Origin of the sequence: Mesorhizobium sp. B2-5-7 (assembly GCF_006440875.1) — a bacterium.
Lineage (GTDB): Bacteria > Pseudomonadota > Alphaproteobacteria > Rhizobiales > Rhizobiaceae > Mesorhizobium > Mesorhizobium australicum.
Genome location: NZ_VFUO01000007.1, coordinates 88,936 through 110,572, shown reverse-complemented (window position 1 = coordinate 110,572; position 21,637 = coordinate 88,936). Strand labels below are relative to the sequence as shown.

The following is a 21,637-nucleotide window of genomic DNA, read 5'->3' as shown; positions in this document are numbered from 1 at the left end:
TCGTTTGACTGATTTGGTTGGCGTCTCGACGGAACGGCGGAAACGTCTATGTTGCAGACCTATTTGTGGACTGCACTCGCTGACGCATATGATTGCCGCTTGTTTGATGGGCGGCACCGCTGTCTATGCAAGTTCGCCCTCGCGACCGAATACACTCAATCCGTAAAGCCTTGGTGCATCACCTGTTGATAATTGCTCCAAAAACGAGTCGCTGGAGTGCCTACCGCAAAAAAATGTTACGATGGGACAAATCACGAACAAGGAGATGAAAATGTCTGAATTTGCAGCGGGTGATGTTGTTCAACTGAAATCCGGGGGTCCTCAAATGACTGTTGAGCAAGTAGGCAAGACGAGCATGACGGACGAGGACGGCGTGTGGTGCGTGTGGTTTGAAAAAATCGGAAACAAGCAAGTCGTTCAAAGAGAAACTTTTCCGCCCGTGGCGCTGAAAAAATACGAACGCCCCGCCACCGGATCGATTGCGGTGCACAGAGCCTAACCATGATCCGCGCAGCGTTTATCGGAATCAACAAACATCTTGATCCGCTTGCGCGGGAACTGAGCGGCGCTGTGGGTGATGCTTCGACTATGTGCGCGGTGCTGTCGGATTCTATTGACCGGTTTCAGCCAACGCTTATCACTGACCACGACGCGACTTATGCGAGGGTTTCGGCCATCTTTGACGATGTGCTCGACGGTGCATCAGAAGATGACGTCGTCATCCTGTTTTTTGCCGGCCACGGCACGCAAGACCACCGATTAGTTTTAACGGATACGCGCTCTGACGACGTTCCGGGAACGACAATAGACATGACGGAGATTGCCGCGAAGTTTCGGACTTCGCGAGCGCGCGCTGTCCTGCTTTTGCTAGATTGCTGCTTTAGCGGTGGCGCGCCGGCACGCGTTCTGGATGTCGGATACATTCCGCGCGCAGCGGGGATGCCGCTCGCCGAAGTTGGTGGACAGGGCCGTATTCTTTTCGCTGCATGCAATCCAAACGAGGAGGCCCTCGAAGACCCCCAAACACGCCACGGTCTTTTTACGAAGGCGATTTTGGATTGCATACTGGAGAGTGATGGGCCGGTGAGCGTGGTTGCGATGGTGGACCGCGTTGTGCAAATGGTCCGCGCCAACGCAGCCCGATTCGGTTACGAACAGACTCCGGTGATGTTCGGTCATGTCGAAGGAGAGCTAACCCTGCCGAAAGGTATGCGCGGTAAATGCTACCGCGCGCTCTATCCCGAAAGGGGCACGGTCACTGTTTCAGGTCCAATTGGGGAGCTTTCGGCCTACGGAATTCCTCAGAATGCGCTGAACGCTTGGAGCGATCGTTTCCCCGCCGGTCTGAATTCATTGCAGATCGCCACTGTGAATAGCCATGGCGTGCTCGATGGAAAATCTCTTCTCGTCGTAGCGCCGACAAGTGCCGGCAAAACGTTTGTCGGCGAGATGGCAGCACTGAAAGCAATCGGCGAGGGAAAGAAGGCGGTTTTCCTCCTCCCTTACAAAGCGCTGGTCAATGAAAAATTCGAAGATTTCTCTGCGCTCTATGGCGACCTTTTGAATCTGCGCATCGCCCGATGCAGCGGCGATTGGCAAGATCAGGTTGGCGACGTTCTAAGGGGCAAGTACGACATAGCCTTCTTCACTTATGAGAAGTTTTTGGCTCTGTCAGTTTCCTCTCCGCACATCCTTCACCAAATCGGTCTGGTGGTGATTGACGAAGGACAGTTTATCACAGAGCCGGGTCGTGGGATGGTTGTGGAGCTAATCCTCACCAATCTTTTGAGCGCACGCGAGCGGGGGATTGCACCTCAGTTGGTGACCCTGAGTGCGGTAATCGGCGACACAAACAACTTTGAGCGCTGGCTTGATTGTGAACTTCTCCTTACGACCGAGCGTCCGGTTCCCTTGACAGAAGGTGTCATTGATCGGAGCGGCGTGTGGAAGTTGCAGCGTCCTAATGGTGAGGTGGAGGTCGCGCAGTTGTTCGCACGCTGCGAGATACGGCAGCGCCGGGATAAGCCATCTTCCCAAGACGTTCTCGTACCGCTGGTTCGGCATCTCGCCGGTCAGGGCGAAAAGGTCATCGTCTTTCGTAACGCGAGAGGACCATCCGCCGGTTGCGCGGAATATCTCGCGGCCGAGTTGGGTTTGCCGCCAGCACAAACAATCGCGGACATGCTGCCGGGAATGGATCGTTCGGATATGTCCGAACGCCTTCGCCGCGCGCTCAACGGCGGCGTTGCCTTTCACAACGGTGATCTTAATCGCGAAGAACGCATGATCGTGGAGAGAGGCTTTCGCGACCCAAACGGTGGGATTCAGGTTTTGGTGGCGACAAGCACCGTAGCTGCCGGCGTAAACACGCCGGCTTCGACCGTCATCGTGGCGGAAACGGAATTTCGCGGAGTGGAGCCGCAGCCTTACACTGTCGCTCAGTATAAGAACATGGCGGGCCGTGCAGGTCGCCTGGGCTACGAGACAGAAGGCAAAGCCATAGTTCTCGCCGACACCGGCATGGAGCGAGAGAATCTCTTCCGGCGCTACGTTCAGGGACGTCCCGAACGCATCCAGTCTTCCTTCGACGAAAGAAGCCCGGGCACGTGGGTCGTTAGACTTCTGGCGCAGGTAAAGGATATTCCAAGCAATGCAGTTGTCGATCTGGTGGCAAACACCTATGGAGGATTTCTTGCCTCGCTGAGAGATCCCGCCTGGCGCGGCAGCATGTCAACCCGGCTCCTCAATTTGATGACGAGGATGCAGCACGATGGGTTGATTGATGAGCGCGATGGAAGGCTGAGGCTAACGCCTCTAGGGCGCGCCTGCGGCGAGTCACCCCTCAGCTTGGAATCCAGTATGCAGGCTGTTGAGCTGCTACGCCAATTGCCGCCGGATTCGATAGGACTAGAGACGGTTCTCGTTTTATTGGAAGCGCTGCCCGAACGCGATGAAGACTACACGCCTCAAACAAGACGCGGTGAGCCGCAACGGCAGCAACAAGTTTCGCAACGCTTTGGCCAACATGTGGCGCGTGCCCTATGGCATCGTGCGGAAAGCGATGTGAAATATTACGGTCGCTGCAAACGTGCGCTCATCGTTTCGGACTGGATCGAAGGCGTTACAATCACGGATATTGAGACTGGCTACACCACCAATCCGTTTTCGCCCATTCGTCATGGCGACATAAGGGGTTTTGCTGACGGTACCCGCTTCCTGTTGGACTCGGTGCTCCGAATAGCTGCGATCGTTCTTGGTCGAGCTGATGATCCCGATGAGGTGAGTACTTTGCTTAAACGCCTTGACCTTGGAATACCCGGCGCAGCCTTCTCCTTGACTGAATTACCTATCGTCTTAGCGCGCGGCGAAATCCTCGAGTTGTGGAAAAACGGATATGGAAGTCGAGAGCAAGTCGAACATGCAACCGAAGCCGAACTCGTATCCTTGTTGAACGCGAGAGGGAATATGTTGTACGCCGCATTGCACGAGGAACTTGCTATCACTGGGTCCTGAACAGCCTTCGTATGGCTGCGGTCGATAGGAAGGCAGGGGTTGCGATGGCTTTTTCACGCCCGCTCCAACCTCATTTGGCCAACAGATCGCGATGCGGCAACATGGCATGTAATGATCATCACAAGACCGATGACCGTGCCCAGATTTTGCCCTGAGGAAGAGAACGCGACCACTCCCCTCAGATAGAAATGACCAAGCCCTGCTCGCCTTGGGCAGGAAACACGCAGTGGTAATTGAAGCGGCGCATTGTCTCGGGGTCGTTCCAGATCGTGGTGTTCTCTTGCGCATAATTGAAATAGAGAACCTTTTGACGCACCGGGTCATTCACAAGGATTCTTGCGATAGTTTCGGGATCGGGGTGGTTGTGGCGCGAGCCATCCGTCGAAAAGGCGAATGCCGTGCAATCGAGAATCCTAAGAATCTCTGGCGAGGTATTGGCCTTGCTGCCGTGATGGGAGACTTTGAAGCAAGCGAGGGGATAGGGTTCGGCCTCGCTCGCTCCGAGCTCCCGCAAAGCGCGCTCCATGATGCCCGGATGGGCATCGGCGCCCAAAAGGACGCGGCGACCGCCGAACTCGGCAATGAAGGCGATGCTGCTGCGATTAGGCGCGGCGGTGTCTTCCTTGAAGCGTTTGGAGGCGAGTTGCTCGACGTCCAGCCCGGACAAGGGCTCGCGGCCTGAGCCAGGTTCGCCCATTCCGTGGTCAGGGTCGAATGGGCGGAGTCCATTGGCTTCAAGTTCGTCCATCCAACGCGGGATCAGCGCGGCAAGATCTGCATCGTTGGGCGAGAGTAGGCGAATCGCGAGCCCGGCGAAGCTAATTTCGCCACTTGCCTCCGGGCTCCCACGTGAGGCTATGCGGCTGGCGAAGCGGGAGTTCCATTTCCAATTGAACTTATCGATGCCGGACGAAAGCTTTTCGCCCTGCTCGGCGTTGAGTGGCTCGGTTTCGAGACCCGCTGTAATGCGGTCACGCGCTTCGACAAGCTGATGGTAGGCATTGAACCACACCTCTTTGGGATTGAACGGCGCCGCCGCCTCGCGCACCAAAGGCATGGCTCCTTCGATGTGATCGGCATCGATGTGGCTGATTACGAAGAGTTCGCAGTTGCTCATCTCCTTTAGCGCAGGCCGGGCAGTGCCGTAGTCCTTTGTGCGGCCGAGATCGACCAGGGCGTGATACGAATGGTCCTCATCGCCCCAGGCGAGGACAAGCGCATCGCCCTCAGACGCCGGATTCATGGTGAGTGTGAACATTGAGCTACCTCATGGAGTAAGCTTGACCACTGTGAAGGCCTGTTGCGGATCGACGCGAGCCGCGACCCGCCGGACCAGCCCTCGCTCCTCTGAAGACTCCTCCTGCGACCCAGGAACCGATTCAAGACCGCGGGCCAGCCAGTCGCAGGTGAGCGAGAAAAATGGCACGCCGCGGCTGAACCCTTGTTCGAGCAATTCGGAGATACGATCGAAGTCGGGCGACCTCTCGGTCATCAGGCGACGCGCCAGGATAATAGGCCCGTCGGGGATTTGCGGAAACCGGTTGGTGATGTTCTCGAGCCATTGCCGTGGCACAAGCTCCGATGCTCCGGCTCCCACTGCGATTAGAGCACCCGCCACGGCCGCAAGCGGGTTGGTCATCTTGCTGCGGACGGCCTCGCGGACCTCTCCTTGCATGACCTTGAGAACCTCGGAGCCACGCTCGAAGTCGCGCGAAGCGAGGAACGCCAGCAGGCCGGACCATCGGTATGACTCGACGATGCCCGACGTCGCGGCTCGCCCTTCTGCTGGAGCGGCGGCGACGATTAGGTGAGCGGACCATTCGTTTGGGTCGCTCGGCCGGCCCAACTGCGGCAGAAAGGCCGCTTCGATGCGGGTACCGAATCCAAGGACGGCCCAGAGCGGCCCGCTGCGCTGCGTGTAGGCGTCCTCGAAGACCAGAGGATTGTGCTCGGGCACATCAAAGCGAAGAAAGTCCCGATCGCCCGCTGCCTCCCGCAAGGCGGGTGTTCGCGGGCCTGCCGCACCTAGGCGGGCTGCGTCGCGCGGCTTGGCCATTACCCCGACGAGTTCGGAGAACGAGGGGGCCGGCATTGAACGGGCGACACTGGTGACCGTCGGTCCCCTAGGGTTGAGAGGCTGCTGTGGAAATCGAGGTGCGCTGACCGCGTCTGGCCCCTGGGATATTGAGGTGCTGGCAAGAAGCGCGCCGGCTAAGGTCGCATACCCCAGCCATTCATGCAGGGAAGGGCCGCTGACAATCAGGCTATGGACACTCGCGCCTTGCTCGGCTTGGAGTTCCCTGCTGACGCTCGTCCCGTCGGGAAGCGTAATGACGGCGCTGTAGGCACCCGGCTCGACGTCAAGGCGCAGCTTTTCGCGAGTGCCGCCGACTACTGGTTTCAGTGGACCGGGGTTGTTGCCGTCGCGCCGCGACAATGCGACGACGAAGCCGGCCCCTACCTCCGCTGCGGCAGTAAACTCAAAAACCAATTCGGCGCCGGGGCCGCGACGCGGGACTGGCGAGGCGGTTTCGACGGTCGGTACCGCTCCGATTTCGACGAATGCCACGGGAGCGCGAGGGGTAAGTATCTCTGACCCAAGAGCCTTGCCGTCCCGATCAATTGAAATCGTCACTGTCTTCAGTTCTTCGAGGTCAAACTCCGCGAAGAAGGGCGCGGCCTCGCCCGCAGTTTTCGTAGACACGACCTCCCGATGGTCTGAGATGACGGTGCGACAGCGTGGCCATCGGGCTCGATCGGAAAGACTGACATAGGTTTTCACCCGATCAAGGCCGCCAGGATAGGTGATCGCAAAGCTTCCAGCGGCTCGGCCCGCCGGCGTCTGCAACGACCCGTCTGGTCGAGCAAAGAGCCTTAGAAACTGAGTGAGCCGGTCAACGAGAATGCCGGGTCGAACCGGCCAGCGTGCCCCCGACACGTCGGCCGCGGCACCGTTGAGCGCTCGGAGCAAACTGTCGGTGAAGACAGTTGTCTTATCGCGCCGACCGTCGGCCTCCTCATAGAGGCTAGTTGAGCAGAGCGCCCATTGGTGGCGCGTTCCACCGTGGTCGTCCCGCGCTCGTGAAAGCGAGATCAGCTTGGTGCCGAACTCCTCTTCGGCAGGCAGCCCCAACGAGGTCTTCAAACGGCAGCAATCGAACAATAACAGCTGCGACGTCGGCACAGCGTTCTCGAGCGCTGTAATGAACTGCTCGATCTCGGTCATTCCGGCGGTCTGCTCAAGCGGGTCTGTGTCGTAGTCTTCAAGTAAGAAGGCTGTCCTCCGACCGAAGCTCTCGCCGTGGCTTGAAAGGAACAGCACCATCACGTTGTCCTTGTGCGTATTGGCCCGCTTGACCCAGTCCTTCACTGCAGCCTTCACCTCGGCAAACGTCGCTCGTGGCACGGTTACGCTTGCATATTGGGCGCCAGCCTGCCCAGGGGGCGTTTCAGAGAGGGCCAGTGCAAGGCTCCCGAGCGGCCGCTCCGGGTTGGTGAATCCGGCCTTCTGATCGAGAAACCAGTCGGCGATAGCGCGTGCCGAGATCGGCGGTGAAGTAACCGGCTTCAGCTTCTTGCTCTGAAACGCGCCGACGCCAATGATCATCACATGGGTCGCGGGCCGTCGGTCGAAAGCGGTATCCACAAAGACGAGACCCTTGTCGCGTTCAGCGTTGTCGTCGCTACTCATCAGTCCCCCAGTTCCATTTTGGTCCGGACGCGCCGGCACGAACTATCAGTCTCAGGCGGCTGGCGTTTGCCCCTTCACCAACACAACCTGATCAAGGTCTATCCCCGATCGTGACAACGACTCGAGCAAGGAGGCGTCGTCCAGCAGCAAGGCGTCCTTGAGGCCAAGTCTGGCCTGCTGCAAAGCCATCCCCGCCGGCTGTCCCTCAGCGATCGCTGCATAAAAACGCACTGCGAATACCCTGGCGCCAATATCCCCGACTTCACCACGCATTCCGATAATAACAGGGACCGTTTCGAGCAGCGCTTCGGCGCCGACGAGACTGTCGCACGCATTGAGGACAACGAGAATCGGTGGCGTTGTCGTTGCCGCCAGCAGATCGGCAATCCACTGCAGCGGTATCGGTCGTGCTTGAGTACTGTGGACAAGCCCGTCGTCAAATAGCAAGGCGCCCTCGGCGGCATGACCCGAAAAATGGATAACATGCGGACGTCGTTCGTTTGTCCCATCGATCAGATCGGCGAACGTCGCTGCCGGAAGATGCTCGAGATCGATGAGATCGCGATGCAGCGCACTCTTGAGTGCCTTGAGAACGTCCCGCACCTCACGGTCGGTCTGGAGCCAGCGGCCCTCCTCGACGACTGACCCGTCGTCGCGCTGGTAGATGCGTTCGGTCGCTTCGGGATTGGCTGTGACGTAGAGGACTCGGAGCCGTTCGGGTTTGGGCTCGGGGATACGCGCGAGATGCGGGGCCGACTGCAGGAGCCCGTGAACCTGACGCGCGTGAGTGAGTTCCTCACGTCGGCGCTTCTTGTCGGCGCGCTCGCGTTCCTTGCGCAGGTCTTCTTCCGCGCTAGCGATCGCTGCCTGCTTCCTCGCTTGGTCCTTGGCGTTGCGACCGATTTTCTCGGCGACCGCGGCAGCCTTCTTACCGGTTTCGGTGGCCTTGTGGTCGAGTGACACAGCCGAGCGGAGATAGGAATTGATCGACGACGCATTGCGGGACCGCGCCGCCGACTGACGCTTCGAACCGGCATCTTTCCGCGCCAAAGCAACTGTTGCCTCGTGCCCGGCGAGTTCCTTCCGAAGCCGCCCTTCCGATTGCTTAAGCCGAGCGAGTTCGCTGCGCAGGCTATCGATGCGCGACATTGTCTACTCCGAAATCAGAATGGGTGCGGTCGAGCCAAGAGCAAGGGCTGGCCGGGGGCAATCAAACCGTGGCGCCTGAAACATCGGACCTAGGCCTCCTCGCTTCCCTGGCTCGCGTTTCTGAGGACAAAGTTCAAGTAATTCCGCTCAGAAGGCGGCAGAGTTGGCTGGTTCATGCAATTCTCCATCACTGCTCTTGAACTGGAAGCTAAACCGTATGAACTTGCCTACCAATTGTCGACCCACGAGGCGACGTATGGTCGATCAAGGCGACGGGGTATTCTGCTGAAAGTTCGTGGCGACCGAACAGCGTTCGAGCGGGCCGCGGCATTGGCGCTAGGAAGCGCAGCTCCGCCGAGAAGATCCCAGCGATCCCATCGGCAGGTGGTGGCGGCAGCGGATCGCAAGAGACGTCGGCTCGAATCGGTTCAGGCGAACACAGCTCGCTTTAAGGTTAAGCTCGCGCCTCACGACGGGTACATTGCTCGGCATGCGCTGCATTGGGGATTAGCGTGGCTAAGACGGAAATCGACGCGAACGGAAGTGGGCTAAAAAGCCTTATTGGCTCGCTCAAGGCCAGGGCGAAGCGTACCGCTGGACACTACCGTAAGGAAGACACGGGTATCACGCCCGAAGAATGGCCCAGGGACGCGGAGGTCGAGCTGATTGAAAGCCTTGTGCGGGAGAAGGCCAGACGGGTGACCGGAGGGGATTCCAGCCAGCAGTGGAAGGGGTGCCGTGAGTTCGCGCAGGCGATCAGAGATTCGCGCAACCCAACTGTCTCGCGTGAACATTTCGGGACGGAGGAAGCGCAGCGTCGCTACGAACGCGCAGAAGCCGATTTCTTCGATGGTATCGCGCTCTGGGCCGACAGTACAATGGACTATGTGACCTATCTGAGCGCACTAGCTGTCGAGACGGCTACGAAGCTCCGGATACTCTTTCTAGCGGCCAATCCCTCGGACAGAACTCGGTTGCGGCTCGACAGGGAATTGCGGGACATTCGAGAAGAGCTGGCAACGGCAGGATACCGCGAGCGGTTTGACCTCCAAGCACGCGGAGCAGTCCGTGCCAAGGACATGGTGCGGGCACTGCTTGAGCTCGAACCGGCCTATGTGCACTTCTCCGGCCACGGTACTGCTGATGGTGCAATCTGTGTGGAAGCATCCGATGGCACGAGCCACGAAATCGACCCCGACGCGTTGGCCGCGCTGTTCGCGGCGGCGGGCGAGAAAGTCCGGTGTGTCCTGCTCAACGCTTGCTTTTCTGAAAACCAGGCTCTTGCGATTGCCCGGCATGTCCCCTTCGTCATCGGCATGCGCACGACAATCAGTGACGAGGCGGCGATCGCGTTCGCCACCGGTTTCTACCGAGCACTTGGTGCCGGAAAGGGCGTCCCGGTCGCATTCGAATTGGGGATTGTCGAATTGAAACTGTTTGGCATCGCGGAGCACGAAACGCCTGTTATCGTGCAGTGTCCTTAGCCGGGTGTTCGCTTCTACAAGCCGCTTGAGCTCCCACTTGCGCAACACGATTTGAATGACCTCCGACCGCCCACTTTCATCTCTGCAGCAATGCTGATGAGCGCATCCTCAGTTGCGAGGCGCTTTCTAGCTCTTCAGCAAAGGATTTGCGCGTCACTGTCGGGTTTGGAGCCGTTCTCTGCGCAGTTTTGCTCTCTCCAACTCAGCGGCGATGAAGGGTGTAGCGTGTCTATCGCGCGCCTAGTGTTCTCACGCATCTCGAGGACGGTCGCGGCGCAGCGACAGTCAATGGCGGCTTTCAGTCAACCGCAGCGGCGGGCTTTTGGCCCAACCGAACTGTTGCCAGCGCAAAGCAATACGCGAAAGTCGCATCCTGTCAGGATTGCGGAAACCAAGAGGAAGCGCAAGCTTCGGGATATCGAACCTCGTTCATCCGTCCAACGTTGCTAAAGTGGCTTACGTCGGCCTTCGGCGCATCGGGAGGCGTCGGATGCTCACCCCTGAGGTATGGCGGGCAACGAACCTGACCGGTCAGTTCTTCCATTGAACGTTATTGATGCATCCGCGGCGGGTTTCAGACACTGGACCTGTCGCCATTTTCCTACGAGCGATTTCGTGCAACGAACCGTTCCTCGATGAGGCTGTGATCTAGACCATTCAGGCCGCCGGATACTCTTGCGATGACGCCAACTACGACGTTGAAATGATCGGTCGCATGTCACCCCGGCGGCTCAGGAAGGAGACGGCACGCTAGCCTGTGTGCCCACGTGACCTTATGTGGTGATCGACGCCAGCCAAGGAACAGCTCCATGGATGTGCGACCCGATGATTGTCGCAGCCGCGCTCAACGCCGGCGATGCAGGAACCTTGGCTGCGGCTCGGTCAGCCCTCGAATTGACTTGTCTTGGTCAAAAGCAACCCATCGCACCAAACGTGGTCTACGCAGCCCCACTCACAGGCGGCAGCAGCATCCGGAAAAAAACCACGTCCATTGAGATTTGCACTCGTGTTGCAGAGCAGCGAAATGCCCGTGAGTTTCTCGTACTCTATGAGAAGTTCTGCAAATTGGGTGTTCGGAAGCTCTTGAAACCGTCTGAAGTCGCGCAGTTCCGTCGAGATGGACGACCGCCGGGATTATTTCTTTCCACTCTGAACGGGTTCGGTGGTCGAACAGCATGTAAGGATCCGGCGTGCCGGGGTCAAACATGTCAGGTGCACGATCCTCCAAGCATATTGGCGCTACCGGCCGGAAGTGCTCTCGCACTTTGATCTTGTTGAGATGGTCCTTCATTTCCGGCGAAGTCGCAGCCGCCAGAATGCTTCTGCCTCCCAAGGCACGCGGACCAAGCTCTGCGCGGCCTGCAAGGAACACCACAGGCTTGTTGTCGGCGAGCAAACGGGCAAGATCTTTCAGACTGAAAGCAGCAGATTGCCAACCGGGGGGAATCTTGCCACGGCCCACATTCGGCCCGCTGTAGACTGACCAGTCTGACATCGAGAATTACGGCTTGGGGGGTACTGCCGCGCGATGTCGGCAATGCCCCCCCCCGTGTCCGCCGTTAGCACACGAAACCCGTAACCCGTCAGATATTCCGCGAGCATGGCGGACAGCCGCCTGTCTTCATCGACGATGAGGACCTGGTCCGCCATGCTCGTTTGTCCGCTCCGTTCGAACCTGTGCTCGTACAGAGCTTATCCGCGATCTTCGAGATCCCCGAAATCGTCGAGCAACTGCTCAAGCTGCTCGGCCGTCAACACCTCGGTGGCATCCAGCAGATCGGTCGTCAGCGCGCGCAAAGCCTCGCCGGCCCACTCGACAATCTCGGCGCGCACCTCCTCCACTGCGTCGGGATCGAGGGTTGACGCGCTGAGCAGCTCGGCGAGATCATTGTGCGCCTGGATTAAGCCCTGCTTGATGAGGCGAATATGGTTATGGACCTGGTCGGTGATCGCCGCCAACTCTTCTTCCTGCTCGGGCGTGATGTCAAGATCAACGAGCTTGGACCCTAAGTCATGCGCGCAGTAGCCCGTCCCATGGCGGAGGCCGGTCTGCATGTGCATGTCGGGTCCGCCGTGGCCGCCGCCGACGTCGAAGCGCTGCACGCCTCCGTAACCCTGGCTGAGCGCGCCAGAGACGCCGACGCTGGCAAGCGTGACGACCGCAATGCCGCCGATTGCGATGCGCTTGCCCCAGTTCTTCGACTTCGGAGTGCGGGAGAAATGTTGACGAAGTTTCTGCCACGCAGAGGGTTCAGTTTGGGGCATGAACATATTCCTTTGAATGTTGGTCGAGTGGAATGCCTGGATCAGTAGAACCGGCATTTGCAGCAGATAGGTTTGTGCCAGTTAGAAGGCAAGAGAATATAAGTATATTTCTAAATATATCCGACTATTTTTGCGCGAAACGATGCAATCGGGCATGTCGCCTACAGTTGAAGAGGCATAAGAGCCTATTGATAAGATAGTCTGACTTATTGTTCAACTTCTGGATTGATGTGATAGCGTCAGGAGCCGCGGCGACTCCACGTACCCCTTATGACTGCTGGGCCTGAGGGTGGCCCGTCATCCGATAAGCAACGGCCGAGGGTTAAGCCAGCTGGCCGGCGCAGTGCCTCATGCACAAGAGGCGGGCCATATGTGGATATTCACAAGGAGCGGATTTCGATCGCGGTGGCAGCGAGCTGACGCGGCGGATCGCTGGAATATTTCGGCGAGATTCCCAATGACACTGATGCCATCAAAAAGCTCTGCAACCGTCTGGGCATTCCGGCAAGCCGCTAGCGTTTGGCTAGGAGACCGGCGCGTGCGGTTATGGCCGTTATCGCCAACTCACAAGCCTGAGTCATCGCTGCGACGTGGTGGCGTCATCGCTGATTCCGAGGCGGCCGGCGATCGGGTGAAGATAAACCGTCGGGATGCCACCATGCTCGCCCGCCGCAATCGGGCCGGAGAGTTGACCCCCGTCTGGGTGCCCATAACGATCACGAAGCCATTCGCGACCTGATCGCCTGTGTAGCCCCGTCGTGCGACAGATATTGACGCGAGCGCATGAACGTCTTCGCGATTTCTGCTGCGTCACGGGCATAAGCAAGAGCGTGGGGCGGCCTGGCGAATGGCTTGCTGCCGATTGCTTTTGACATTGGCCTTCGAACATCCCGCTCAGCAGGTCGGATTCAGGACTACGTCGATGCCGTCATGATGCGGAACGGCGCCTGCAGCAGGTCCAGTAACAGATACTCAGCCGATCCCGGAATGAACCGGCGCTCGGTGGGTGATGCCTGCAGGCAATACGCGGTATCGCGTCAGCCAATGCCGTGGTGCTGGTTGCGGAAGTCGGCGACTTCACCCGCTTCTTCAATCCACGCCGGCTCATGGCCTACTTCGGCCTGGTCCCGGCGAGCAATCGAGTGGCGAGACCGTCTGGCGCGGGCCGCATCGCAACGGCCGGCAACACCCATGCCCGGCGCGCGCTGGTCGAGGGCGCCTGAGCTTACAGGATCAGACCGCATCGGCCGGCGCAAGGTCGACCCGATCGAAGCGCTGCCACACGTCGTTCGCGATCGGGTCGTTCCAGACGCGCCGGCGCGTCCAGGCAAAAATGCGGCCCGTCAGGGCGTCAAGTCCGCCTCTTGCACCTGATATCCGCAGTCCAAGTGCCTCGATCGCCGATCGAGTGGCGGGCCAATTTCTACGCCAAAGGCCGTTGTCAGCAATCATGACGGTGGAAGGAATCTAGCGCTTGGTGCCCGCGTCTGGTGTCGACGATGATTTTGATCGCGCACTCGATCTTCTTTAGGACTAATTTGCGCATGTACATGAAGCCAGTTCCCGCTGCGGCGAAGGTCGTGGCGCATGCTGCGCGAATGCCTCGCCGGCATGGCATCGTTCGTCCCGGCCGAAGACGAGCCCACGTCGACCCCGGAGCGGATCGCCGAGGAAATCGTGCGGCGCGTGTTTGCGGAAATGTCAGCGCTGCCCAGAATTGCCTTGGCTATCGGACGTGCAATAATGACGAGTGGAGCGTAGAGGATTACCCGCAATCGCGCGCCCCATGAACACCTCGGCTGGCCACTTGGATCAGATTCTCCACAATGGAAGGGCGGAAGGTGACGGGGGCAGGCACTGCAGGCAGCGAACGACGTGATGCTAAGTACGCGGACATTTGTTCACTAATATACCATGGGAAGTGAATAGAGGCGGCGCTCTGGCAAAGTGAGGCTGCGACACGCACTGACTTCATAGGAGACGCAGCGGCTTTGCTTTCGCACTGGAGCGCTGCGGTGAGCGAGCCTGTCGAGAATGGCGGCGGCCCCTGATATTTAGCTCGGCGATGATGCCATCTGGCAACAGGCGGTGATCAGGGTGGTTTGCGTCGATAGCGTTTCTCGACGATTTCGAACAGATGGAAGTGCTGCTCCTCAATGAGGGAGTGCGTTCCGAAGTCGTCGAGGATGAGGAGCCGCACGCGCGTGAGCTTGTAGATGAGGCGGCGGCAGCGGCCATCAATGCGGGCGAACGCAAATCCCTCGGAGAGCCGTAAAACGCGCAGGTAGAGCACGGAATGATCGAGCCGTGCCGCCTGACGGTCGAAGGCGCAGGCCAGCCATGACTTTCGATCCCGGTCTGGCCGGCGACGACCAGGTTCTGGTGCGCCTTAAGCGAAACTTAACGAAACAAGAACGATACCGATGGCATGGCGAAGCTCGCTGAGGCCAGCTTCAAAGCGGCCGCTTTGGCTCACCGTTTGATGTGGCGGCGAGGTTCAAATGTCCCCGTGGGGCAAAAATGTCACTTGCGCGCACGAGGATCAGCCCCATCTAACCGGCTCCCCCGGGTTGTAAGGGCAGATCGGGCGGGCGAGGGACACCAGGAGTGGGGCTGCAGCCCAAGCTTCTTTGAATAGCAGAAACCATTCTCCCAGGAGAAGGCATGTATAGGCAGCACGAAGATACACCAGGATGGGATCGGTCCAAGGCCAATCGACTCTATAAAGCATTGAAGAAACTTATCGTCGATTTTAAGGTGCCCCCCGATACGCGACTCGACCCACGTCTAATCAGCGTTACCCTGAAAACGAGCGTTACCCCGTTACGCGAGGCATTGATTCAGATCGAAACCGAAAAGTACATCGTCGGATCTCCTCGCAATGGCTACTACACAAGAAAGCTGGATACAAAGCAATTATCAGATGAGTATGGTGTTGCCAACGCAATACTTCAGGGTGTTTTCAGGGAAGGCCCAGATGAGCATTCCAAGCCGTGGTCGACGCTTCCTACGATCCCCAGCTCTAACGACTGTATTTTGTTTGGGGAGTTCCTCGAGGTATTTTATGAGAAGATCGCAGAGGGTGGAAACAATGGAAAAATGCTGGATCTCGTTCATGAGTTCAACATCCGAACGAGATATGTACGTCTTTTGGATTTGCAACGGCCGGAGCGTCTATCATGTATTATAACTGATATGAGACAGCTTGTAGAGCTTCTTGACAAGCAAGACAAAAATGGGGCGATCGCAAATATTGGTCGGCAATTCAGTGCGACAATTGAAACCGTCCCCGAGCTTGTGCTGGAGGGTAATCTTCGTGCCGGGGATACGAAAGAGAGCTGGTTGAAGACATTGCAGTCGAATTTCGACGAGAGCTGACCGGCGGTTTCCACTGAGATGTGGCTCTGGCTCACTTTTGCTGCTGTTGCTGCCGGCGCTTTTGCGGATTCCCCGGAGGATTAACTAATGCAACATCGACTTGCCCGCGCGAGCCTCGCGCCTGACGGATTGGCGCGGTGATTGATGTGAAGGTTATAGCGAACACCGCTCAAAAGCTTCGATCGCGCCAATTTTCGGGAATTTTTCCAGACGGGGGCCAGCCGGAGCGTTCAAAGTAGATATGTGCGTCGGCCCGCTGGCCCGCTCCTCGTCGTACGGACGAGCACACGCTGGTGCTGCTGCGGGGGCTTGCACCGCATACCCGACGCCGTCATCGCCGGCATTCTCAACAAACAAGGCCGCCGAACGGCGTACGGCACCGCTTCGGCGCGCCACGCCGAGGCTCGCCGGCGCACGCCCCCTCGTCTGGCGACAGACGTCACGGTCTCGCCCGAAAGGAAACTCTCCTCAGCGCTTCGGACAGGACCTTGGCCCAATCGACCGCGTGGTCCCCGGCCATGGGGTTCGCTACCTGCCCGGCATCGTGGATGCGCGCCCCAGGCCTTCATGGCTATTACCCATCCGGTTATGCCTGGGGAGCAGGGAGGATTTGCTCCACAGGTCAATAGCTAGGGCGATCGTCTCAGAAGCGACGCACATCCGGAAATGGTAGCACCTCCGCCTGTTGGCGGGGCTGTTTGAATTCTTCGAAGGCGACCGCCTCAATTATAGCGTCCAAGGCTTCACGCCCCGTCTGGCTCATCGGGTCATCACCACCAAGATAGTGGTACGCCCGATCTAAATGCACCCGGGCCGCGGAAAAATCGCTCTTCATTTAACCTCTCAGTAGCCGCCGCGTCAGCCCTCTACGAGGTCAGTGTCGCGCAACGGTGAACATACATAGGACAATTTGATTTAAACTTGACACAATCAGGAGGAGTAGCATGCTCGGACGATGACATTTTGCCAGAACTGTGCCGCAGTGAGAGCTGGCCTCGCAAGCCGCTGAGCAAGGATGTGGTCCCGAGGGACGGGAGGTGCTGCGCTCCCTCGGCACACACGGTGAGCTCGCTGGGTAGGGGTCGAGAGCTGTAATCCGTCGGTGGTCAGCACACCACTCGAAAGCGGGGCTTACGATTGGGGCACCTGATCCTAAACGGGCCGGGACTTCGGCGACCTGGTACTTCGCGGCAGCGGAAACCGGCTTGATTGGCCGTGGGGGCTGGGCGGAACAGATTTCGAGGAGCTCTGCGATAGCGTAGACAATGCGAAGGCTCGAGAACGTTTTAAAAAGCTCCCACACCGGGCCAGCGTAGCGTCTAACCCGTGTACTTCTGTGTGGTCGCCGTGCCGAGCCGCTCTGACGATCCCCAGGCAGGGCTCCGGCAAGATGCCACCGAGGACGCTGTACCATGCATCGGCGCCCGCGATCAGGGCCGCCGTGACGTTCCAGTCGCCGCTGTAGCCGATTGAGAATTCTTTCGGCAATATTTCTTTCTGGTACGCAAGTTGGCCTTCGATAGCATCGCCCCGGTCCGCTGAGTTTTTCATAGCGAGGATCTCAGGCAGCTGTCCCAGACGCGGATGAGTGCTGGCGTGAAGCGAAAATGCGTGTTTGCAGGATCGTCGTAGATCACGATCGGAAGGCCACTTTCGCGCGCCACTGTCGTAAAAATGCTCGAAAACCTCGTCCTCAGTGAGCGGACTGTAGGACAAAGCGGCGAAAATCCCGCGGCTGCGCCGAGGGCCTTCGCATCACTTGCATATTTTACCGCTTCATCGGTGCGCAAAGCGCCCACGTTCGCCTGCTTGAGATCGGTGATCAAATCGGCGCCCTGTGCAGCAAAGGTGGATTCCATCGGCCTGCTCGGCAGCACCGGCACTTACATGTATCTGTCACGCGAGGAACGCCGTCGGGCTTTTCCGAGGCGCTGGACGAAACGGGTGGACGAGTCCCGCTCGCGGTTTACGCCAAGCGATAGTGACGGCAGCGACGGCGTCTTCAAGTCCTACCCACAGGCGCATGAGGTCGTCGCCGACTGCTTCAGGCAAATGCGCGTCCTTGCAGATTAACTTGCGCGAGCGGGTCAGGCTTGCCGGATGATAAATGAGACGGTCAGCATCGCCAAGGCTGACTGCCCTGGTGATCAACGTGAGACCGTCCATCATACGGCGCGCGCCCTCGAACCCCGTTTGGAGAGCCAACATGCCTGAGCCGTTCGACATCTGTCTGCGCGCGATCTCATGGTCGGGATGAGAGCGGAGAAACGGATAGCTAACCCAAGCCACAGCCCGGTGCGTCGAGCGCCTGGGCGACCGCGAGCCCAGAGGCACTGTGACGCTCCATACGCAGCGTGAGTGTCTTCAGCCCGCGCAAGATCAGGAACGCGGACATGGGCGAGAGCGCTGCCCGGGTCGGATAGCGCAGGCCAGTTTCGCGCAACAGGTGCAATGTCTTCGCATCGCCGAGTATGACACCGCCCCGCGCATCGCCATGTCCGTTGATGTACTTGGTCAGCGAATGGATCACGATGTCAGCTCCGAGTTCCAGCGGACGCTGGAGGGCGGGCGAGGCGAAGGTGCTGTCGACCGCGACCTTCACGCCGCGAGAGTGGGCGTGTTTGGCAATGGCAGCGATGTCGAGGATACGGCTCAACGGGTTGATCGGCGTCTCGAAGAAAACGAGCCGAGTCCTTTTCGGTGATGGCCCCCTTGAGATTACTGGGATTTGACAGGTCGAGGGCAACGACCTTAGTCAAAATGCGGCAGGCCCTGTTCGACCATGGCGAGTGCATTGGCATAAACGGTGTTGTGGACGATGAGTTCGTCACCTTGCGAAAGCAGCGAAAGGATCAGCGTGCCGAAGGCCGCCATCCCCGAGGCGAGTACCAGCCCAGCATCGGCTCCTTCGAGATTGGCGAGCCGCTTTTCGAGGACCCCAGTCGTCGGGTTGTATTCGCGTGCGTAGAAGTCTTCCGCCAAGGGCTGCGGCGGCTTCGTTTGCTGCCACGCCTTCAAATCTAGGTCGATGTAAGAAACACAGGCGTCTGAACGGAATTGGAAAAGCCGGCCGGATCGTAGCCGTGATGGATGACCCGGGTGGCAAATGCGAGGTCGACCTCGTTCCGGAATGGCATTGATATTGCCTCGTTTTCAAGCGGATCTTCGGCGCTGGCCATCGGCTTTAGCCCTCTTGATTTCGGGGACAATGCCGTCACACTAACTCAGATGGAACGTTCAGTTGGCGATGAAAGAAATGGTCCAGCCTTCTCCTGCCGCTTCGACAGCTCGCCCTCAAGGTCTGGGCGCGCGCCAGATCTGCGAAGCTCTTCGCGAGCAGATCCTGGGCGGCATCTATGAAACGGGCAGCCAACTGCCGTCGTCCCGGGGCCTCGCAAATGAACTCGGTGTGTCGCGAACCACGGTGACGGTGGCATATGACCAGCTGGTCGCCGAGGGTTTCATTGAGGTCATCCAAGGCGCAAGACCTCGCGTTGCAGCTTCGCTAGTCGGGAGTAAAGCGACCAGCGCGGTGCCGAAACGGACTGGCCCGATTCACCTTTCCAGTTACGGCGAGCGACTGCGCGCCAGTCCGCCACGGTCCGACTACCTCCCCAACCGTCTCAAGGTCGATTTCCGCTACGGCGACCTCGCACCATCTGATTTCCCTGCACTGACGTGGAAGCGCGCGATGAACGCGGCGATGTCACAAAGTACCGGAAGGCTGGCCTATCACGATCCACGCGGCTCGCATCGCTTGCGCCAGGCGTTGCAGGGATATTTGTGGCGCGCCCGAACGCTTAGCTGCCGGGTCGAGCAGATCCTCGTCGTGAGTGGATCACAACAGTGCCTGGACCTTTGCGCGCGTCTGCTGCTGGATCCTGCTGACAGCTTCGTGATCGAGGATCCCTGCTATAGAATGGCGCGCCTGGTCTTTGCCAGCACAGGAGCCACTCCAGTGGCCGTCGCCGTCGATAGCGAGGGCATGAAGACGGAGCTGCTGCAGGAAATTCCGGCGCGGCTGGCCTATGTCACCCCGTCGCACCAGTTCCCGCTCGGCGGCGTCTTGTCGATTTCGCGGCGCTATCAGCTTCTCGAATGGGCTCGGCGCAACGACGCCTATATCATCGAGGACGATTACGATGGCGAGTACCGGTACGACATTCGTCCGGTGCCCCCGTTGCACAAGCTGGAAGACCGCAGTTCCGTGATCTATGTTGGGACGATCTCCAAGACACTGTCGCCGATGCTGCGCATCGGCTACCTGGTGGTTCCGGCCGAGTTGCAAGATGTCTTTGCGACGGCCAAGCAGCTTCTCGACAGGCATTCTCCGGTTGCCGAACAGGAGGCCCTGGCCTCACTTATCGAGAGCGGTGGTTATGAAAGCCATGTGCGACGCGTCCGCCGTCTCAACGGCGAGCGTCGAGAGGCGCTGCTTGCCGTCCTTCAACGCGCGTTCGCAGACAGTATTGTCATCGAGGGTGCTGATGCAGGGCTGCATGTCGTCGTCTGGTTCAAGGATCTTTCTCGCTCGCTGGAGGACATCCTGGTTGAAGAGGCGCGGCGGGTCGGGGTGGGCATCCATCCGATTTCATCACTATACATTCGAGATGAAGGCCGTGCTGACCGGATTGGACTGGTGATGGGCTATTCCGCCCTGACCATTCGGCAGATCGAGAATGGCGTTCGGCTCCTTACTGGCGCTGTTCAACGGGTAAAAAGCCTTGCGAGCACTCGGCAACATCCTCAATAACCGGCCTGACGGTGCACAGGCCTGGCTCGTGACCCCAGAGTCACGCCGGCAGCGATCGCAGACTGGATCAGCAAGACTTGCCATGACTGGCCCTGTCGCCCAGTCAGGGTCCAGGGCAGTACTCTGACCCTGCGACCTGGCGAAGAGAGTTCTCGACGAGACTCCTACATCCAGTGGAAGCAAGGCGCCGTGCGGCCGGCTTAAAGGAGAAAGCGTTGATGGATTTTCCGCTGATCGACGAGGAAATGGCAGAGATCGCACCTGACTTTCGCGCTATCAGCATTCTTGTTGATGCACAGGACAGTGCGCGAGGCGTCATGGCTCGAGACGTGTTGGGAGAGGCTTGCGATTTCGTCCGAGCGGGAGGACCCGCCTGGGGAGAAGCGCACTTAGCCAATTGGGCGGAGGCATACGTCCGATTCGGAGCAAAACCAAACCGGACGCCGTGCTCGGCGCACGCATTGAAAAAACGGGTGGAGAGGGACGGCCGCATCCCATCGATAAATCCTGTCGTTGACCTCTACAATGCAGTGAGCCTGCGTTTCGCAATACCCGTCGGCGGCGAAAATTTCGATGCATACGTCGGTAAACCACGGCTGACAATTGCGGAAGGAACGGAGTGCTTCCACACTGTTTTGAATGGCGAAGCGGTCGTCGAACAGCCTTCCAAGGGGGAGGTCATCTGGCGCGACGATCTGGCAGTTACATGTCGCCGCTGGAACTGGCGGCAGGGCACGCGCACCCGGTTGGAGACGGTGGGCGGCCGCATGTGGTTTATTTTGGAAAGCTTAGCAGCGATGCCGGAGGGAGCGCTCGAGGACGCAGCTAAGATGCTCGTGAGCGGTCTGAGAGAGCTTGCACCAGGGTGTAAGGTTTACGAACAGGAAATCACCACCGCAAAAGCCTCGGTCGCCAGTTCCGCCAGGCGGGTCGGTTGAGGAACGTGCCATCCCTGTCATCGCGGCTGAGCTGGCCTGCATGCGCGGCCTGATAGGCAGGCCGGCAGCACGGAAGCCTATCAGAGATGTCGATCGAGAGGCGTATGCTCACCCGTCGGGGGAGCTCTCCGCCTCCTTCGAAGGCTAACTTCCCGAGCAGATCGGTACGCAGCCATATCTGCGGGTCGCGAGCTTGCCGCCGACACCGCCAGCGGCTCGGCGGCACATGCTGTGTCCTAATTAATTTTGCCAACCCGGGAGGACGGCGCCAGCTCGGCGTCACACAGGTCCTGCTGGGCTACGCAAGCTGGACACACGGCCCTCTACGACTGTTGGGCCACTAAGATAGTTGGCCCGATGATCTGGGCTCGCCAGGTCACTTCACCAACTGGACGACTTCATTTGTAATTAACTGGCTGTTTCCTGAGGGTCAGATTGCCGGTATCCCGACCTGCAGCGCACACAC

14 protein-coding genes and 2 pseudogenes are annotated in these 21,637 nt (G+C 59.0%); 7 read left to right on the top strand and 9 right to left on the bottom strand.

Annotated elements, in window-relative coordinates; all coding sequences use genetic code 11:
• Positions 1-271: 271 nt before the first annotated feature.
• Both FJ543_RS26705 and FJ543_RS26700 read left to right on the top strand, forming a co-directional pair.
• Positions 272-499: a DUF2158 domain-containing protein gene (locus FJ543_RS26705; RefSeq protein WP_084016088.1), complete on the top strand. Its 228-nt coding sequence runs from the start codon at positions 272-274 to the stop codon at positions 497-499.
• Positions 500-501: 2 nt separating this feature from the next.
• Complete coding sequence (locus FJ543_RS26700; protein WP_064994868.1) at positions 502-3,513, top strand: DEAD/DEAH box helicase; 3,012 nt, start codon at positions 502-504, stop codon at positions 3,511-3,513.
• Between the two features lie 178 nt (positions 3,514-3,691).
• Here the strand turns inward: FJ543_RS26700 and FJ543_RS26695 are convergent, their stop codons facing one another.
• From FJ543_RS26695 to FJ543_RS26685, 3 genes are read right to left on the bottom strand one after another with little or no spacing between them, the layout of a single operon-like run.
• The gene (locus tag FJ543_RS26695) at positions 3,692-4,771 is read right to left on the bottom strand and encodes a hypothetical protein (protein WP_064994867.1); all 1,080 of its coding nucleotides are present in this window, start codon (positions 4,769-4,771) and stop codon (positions 3,692-3,694) included.
• A 9-nt stretch (positions 4,772-4,780) separates the two neighbouring features.
• Positions 4,781-7,204 (bottom strand): caspase family protein, encoded by a 2,424-nt coding sequence (locus FJ543_RS26690; protein ID WP_064994866.1) that lies wholly within the window; start codon positions 7,202-7,204, stop codon positions 4,781-4,783.
• A 51-nt stretch (positions 7,205-7,255) separates the two neighbouring features.
• Positions 7,256-8,353, bottom strand: a complete 1,098-nt coding sequence (locus tag FJ543_RS26685) for a CHAT domain-containing protein (RefSeq protein WP_064994865.1) — start codon at positions 8,351-8,353, stop codon at positions 7,256-7,258.
• 512 nt (positions 8,354-8,865) lie between these two features.
• On the opposite strand from FJ543_RS26685, the gene FJ543_RS26680 reads away from it, so the two are divergent.
• Positions 8,866-9,837 carry a CHAT domain-containing protein gene (locus tag FJ543_RS26680; RefSeq protein WP_064994875.1) on the top strand — a complete coding sequence of 324 codons (972 nt, stop codon included), beginning with the start codon at positions 8,866-8,868 and terminating at the stop codon, positions 9,835-9,837.
• 882 nt (positions 9,838-10,719) lie between these two features.
• Here FJ543_RS26680 and FJ543_RS26675 read toward each other — a convergent pair.
• Positions 10,720-11,326: pseudogene (locus FJ543_RS26675) on the bottom strand (carbamoyltransferase C-terminal domain-containing protein); the annotation flags it as partial.
• Positions 11,327-11,529: 203 nt separating this feature from the next.
• A complete protein-coding gene (locus FJ543_RS26670; RefSeq protein ID WP_064994874.1) occupies positions 11,530-12,102 on the bottom strand; it encodes a periplasmic heavy metal sensor in 573 nt (190 codons plus the stop codon).
• Between the two features lie 1,013 nt (positions 12,103-13,115).
• Here FJ543_RS26670 and FJ543_RS26665 point away from each other — a divergent pair.
• Positions 13,116-13,325 (top strand): transposase, encoded by a 210-nt coding sequence (locus FJ543_RS26665; protein ID WP_084016086.1) that lies wholly within the window; start codon positions 13,116-13,118, stop codon positions 13,323-13,325.
• Positions 13,326-14,194: 869 nt separating this feature from the next.
• Here FJ543_RS26665 and FJ543_RS26660 read toward each other — a convergent pair.
• Complete coding sequence (locus FJ543_RS26660) at positions 14,195-14,440, bottom strand: ATP-binding protein (protein WP_280952669.1); 246 nt, start codon at positions 14,438-14,440, stop codon at positions 14,195-14,197.
• 326 nt (positions 14,441-14,766) lie between these two features.
• Here FJ543_RS26660 and FJ543_RS26650 point away from each other — a divergent pair, with 326 nt between their 5' ends.
• Positions 14,767-15,480, top strand: a complete 714-nt coding sequence (locus FJ543_RS26650) for a GntR family transcriptional regulator (protein WP_064994861.1) — start codon at positions 14,767-14,769, stop codon at positions 15,478-15,480.
• Between the two features lie 643 nt (positions 15,481-16,123).
• Here FJ543_RS26650 and FJ543_RS26645 read toward each other — a convergent pair.
• From FJ543_RS26645 to FJ543_RS26635, 3 genes and pseudogenes are all read right to left on the bottom strand, one after another.
• Positions 16,124-16,315, bottom strand: a complete 192-nt coding sequence (locus FJ543_RS26645) for a hypothetical protein (RefSeq protein WP_013533545.1) — start codon at positions 16,313-16,315, stop codon at positions 16,124-16,126.
• Between the two features lie 712 nt (positions 16,316-17,027).
• The gene (locus FJ543_RS26640) at positions 17,028-17,339 is read right to left on the bottom strand and encodes a dihydrodipicolinate synthase family protein (RefSeq protein WP_140688030.1); all 312 of its coding nucleotides are present in this window, start codon (positions 17,337-17,339) and stop codon (positions 17,028-17,030) included.
• A 37-nt stretch (positions 17,340-17,376) separates the two neighbouring features.
• Positions 17,377-18,617 (bottom strand): annotated as a pseudogene (locus FJ543_RS26635) (aminotransferase class I/II-fold pyridoxal phosphate-dependent enzyme).
• 110 nt (positions 18,618-18,727) lie between these two features.
• Between FJ543_RS26635 and FJ543_RS26630 the strand changes: the two are divergent.
• Both FJ543_RS26630 and FJ543_RS26625 read left to right on the top strand, forming a co-directional pair.
• Positions 18,728-20,233 carry a PLP-dependent aminotransferase family protein gene (locus FJ543_RS26630; protein ID WP_064994856.1) on the top strand — a complete coding sequence of 502 codons (1,506 nt, stop codon included), beginning with the start codon at positions 18,728-18,730 and terminating at the stop codon, positions 20,231-20,233.
• A gap of 215 nt (positions 20,234-20,448) precedes the next feature.
• The gene (locus tag FJ543_RS26625; RefSeq protein ID WP_176479568.1) at positions 20,449-21,171 is read left to right on the top strand and encodes a B3/4 domain-containing protein; all 723 of its coding nucleotides are present in this window, start codon (positions 20,449-20,451) and stop codon (positions 21,169-21,171) included.
• The last annotated feature ends 466 nt before the right edge of the window (positions 21,172-21,637 follow it).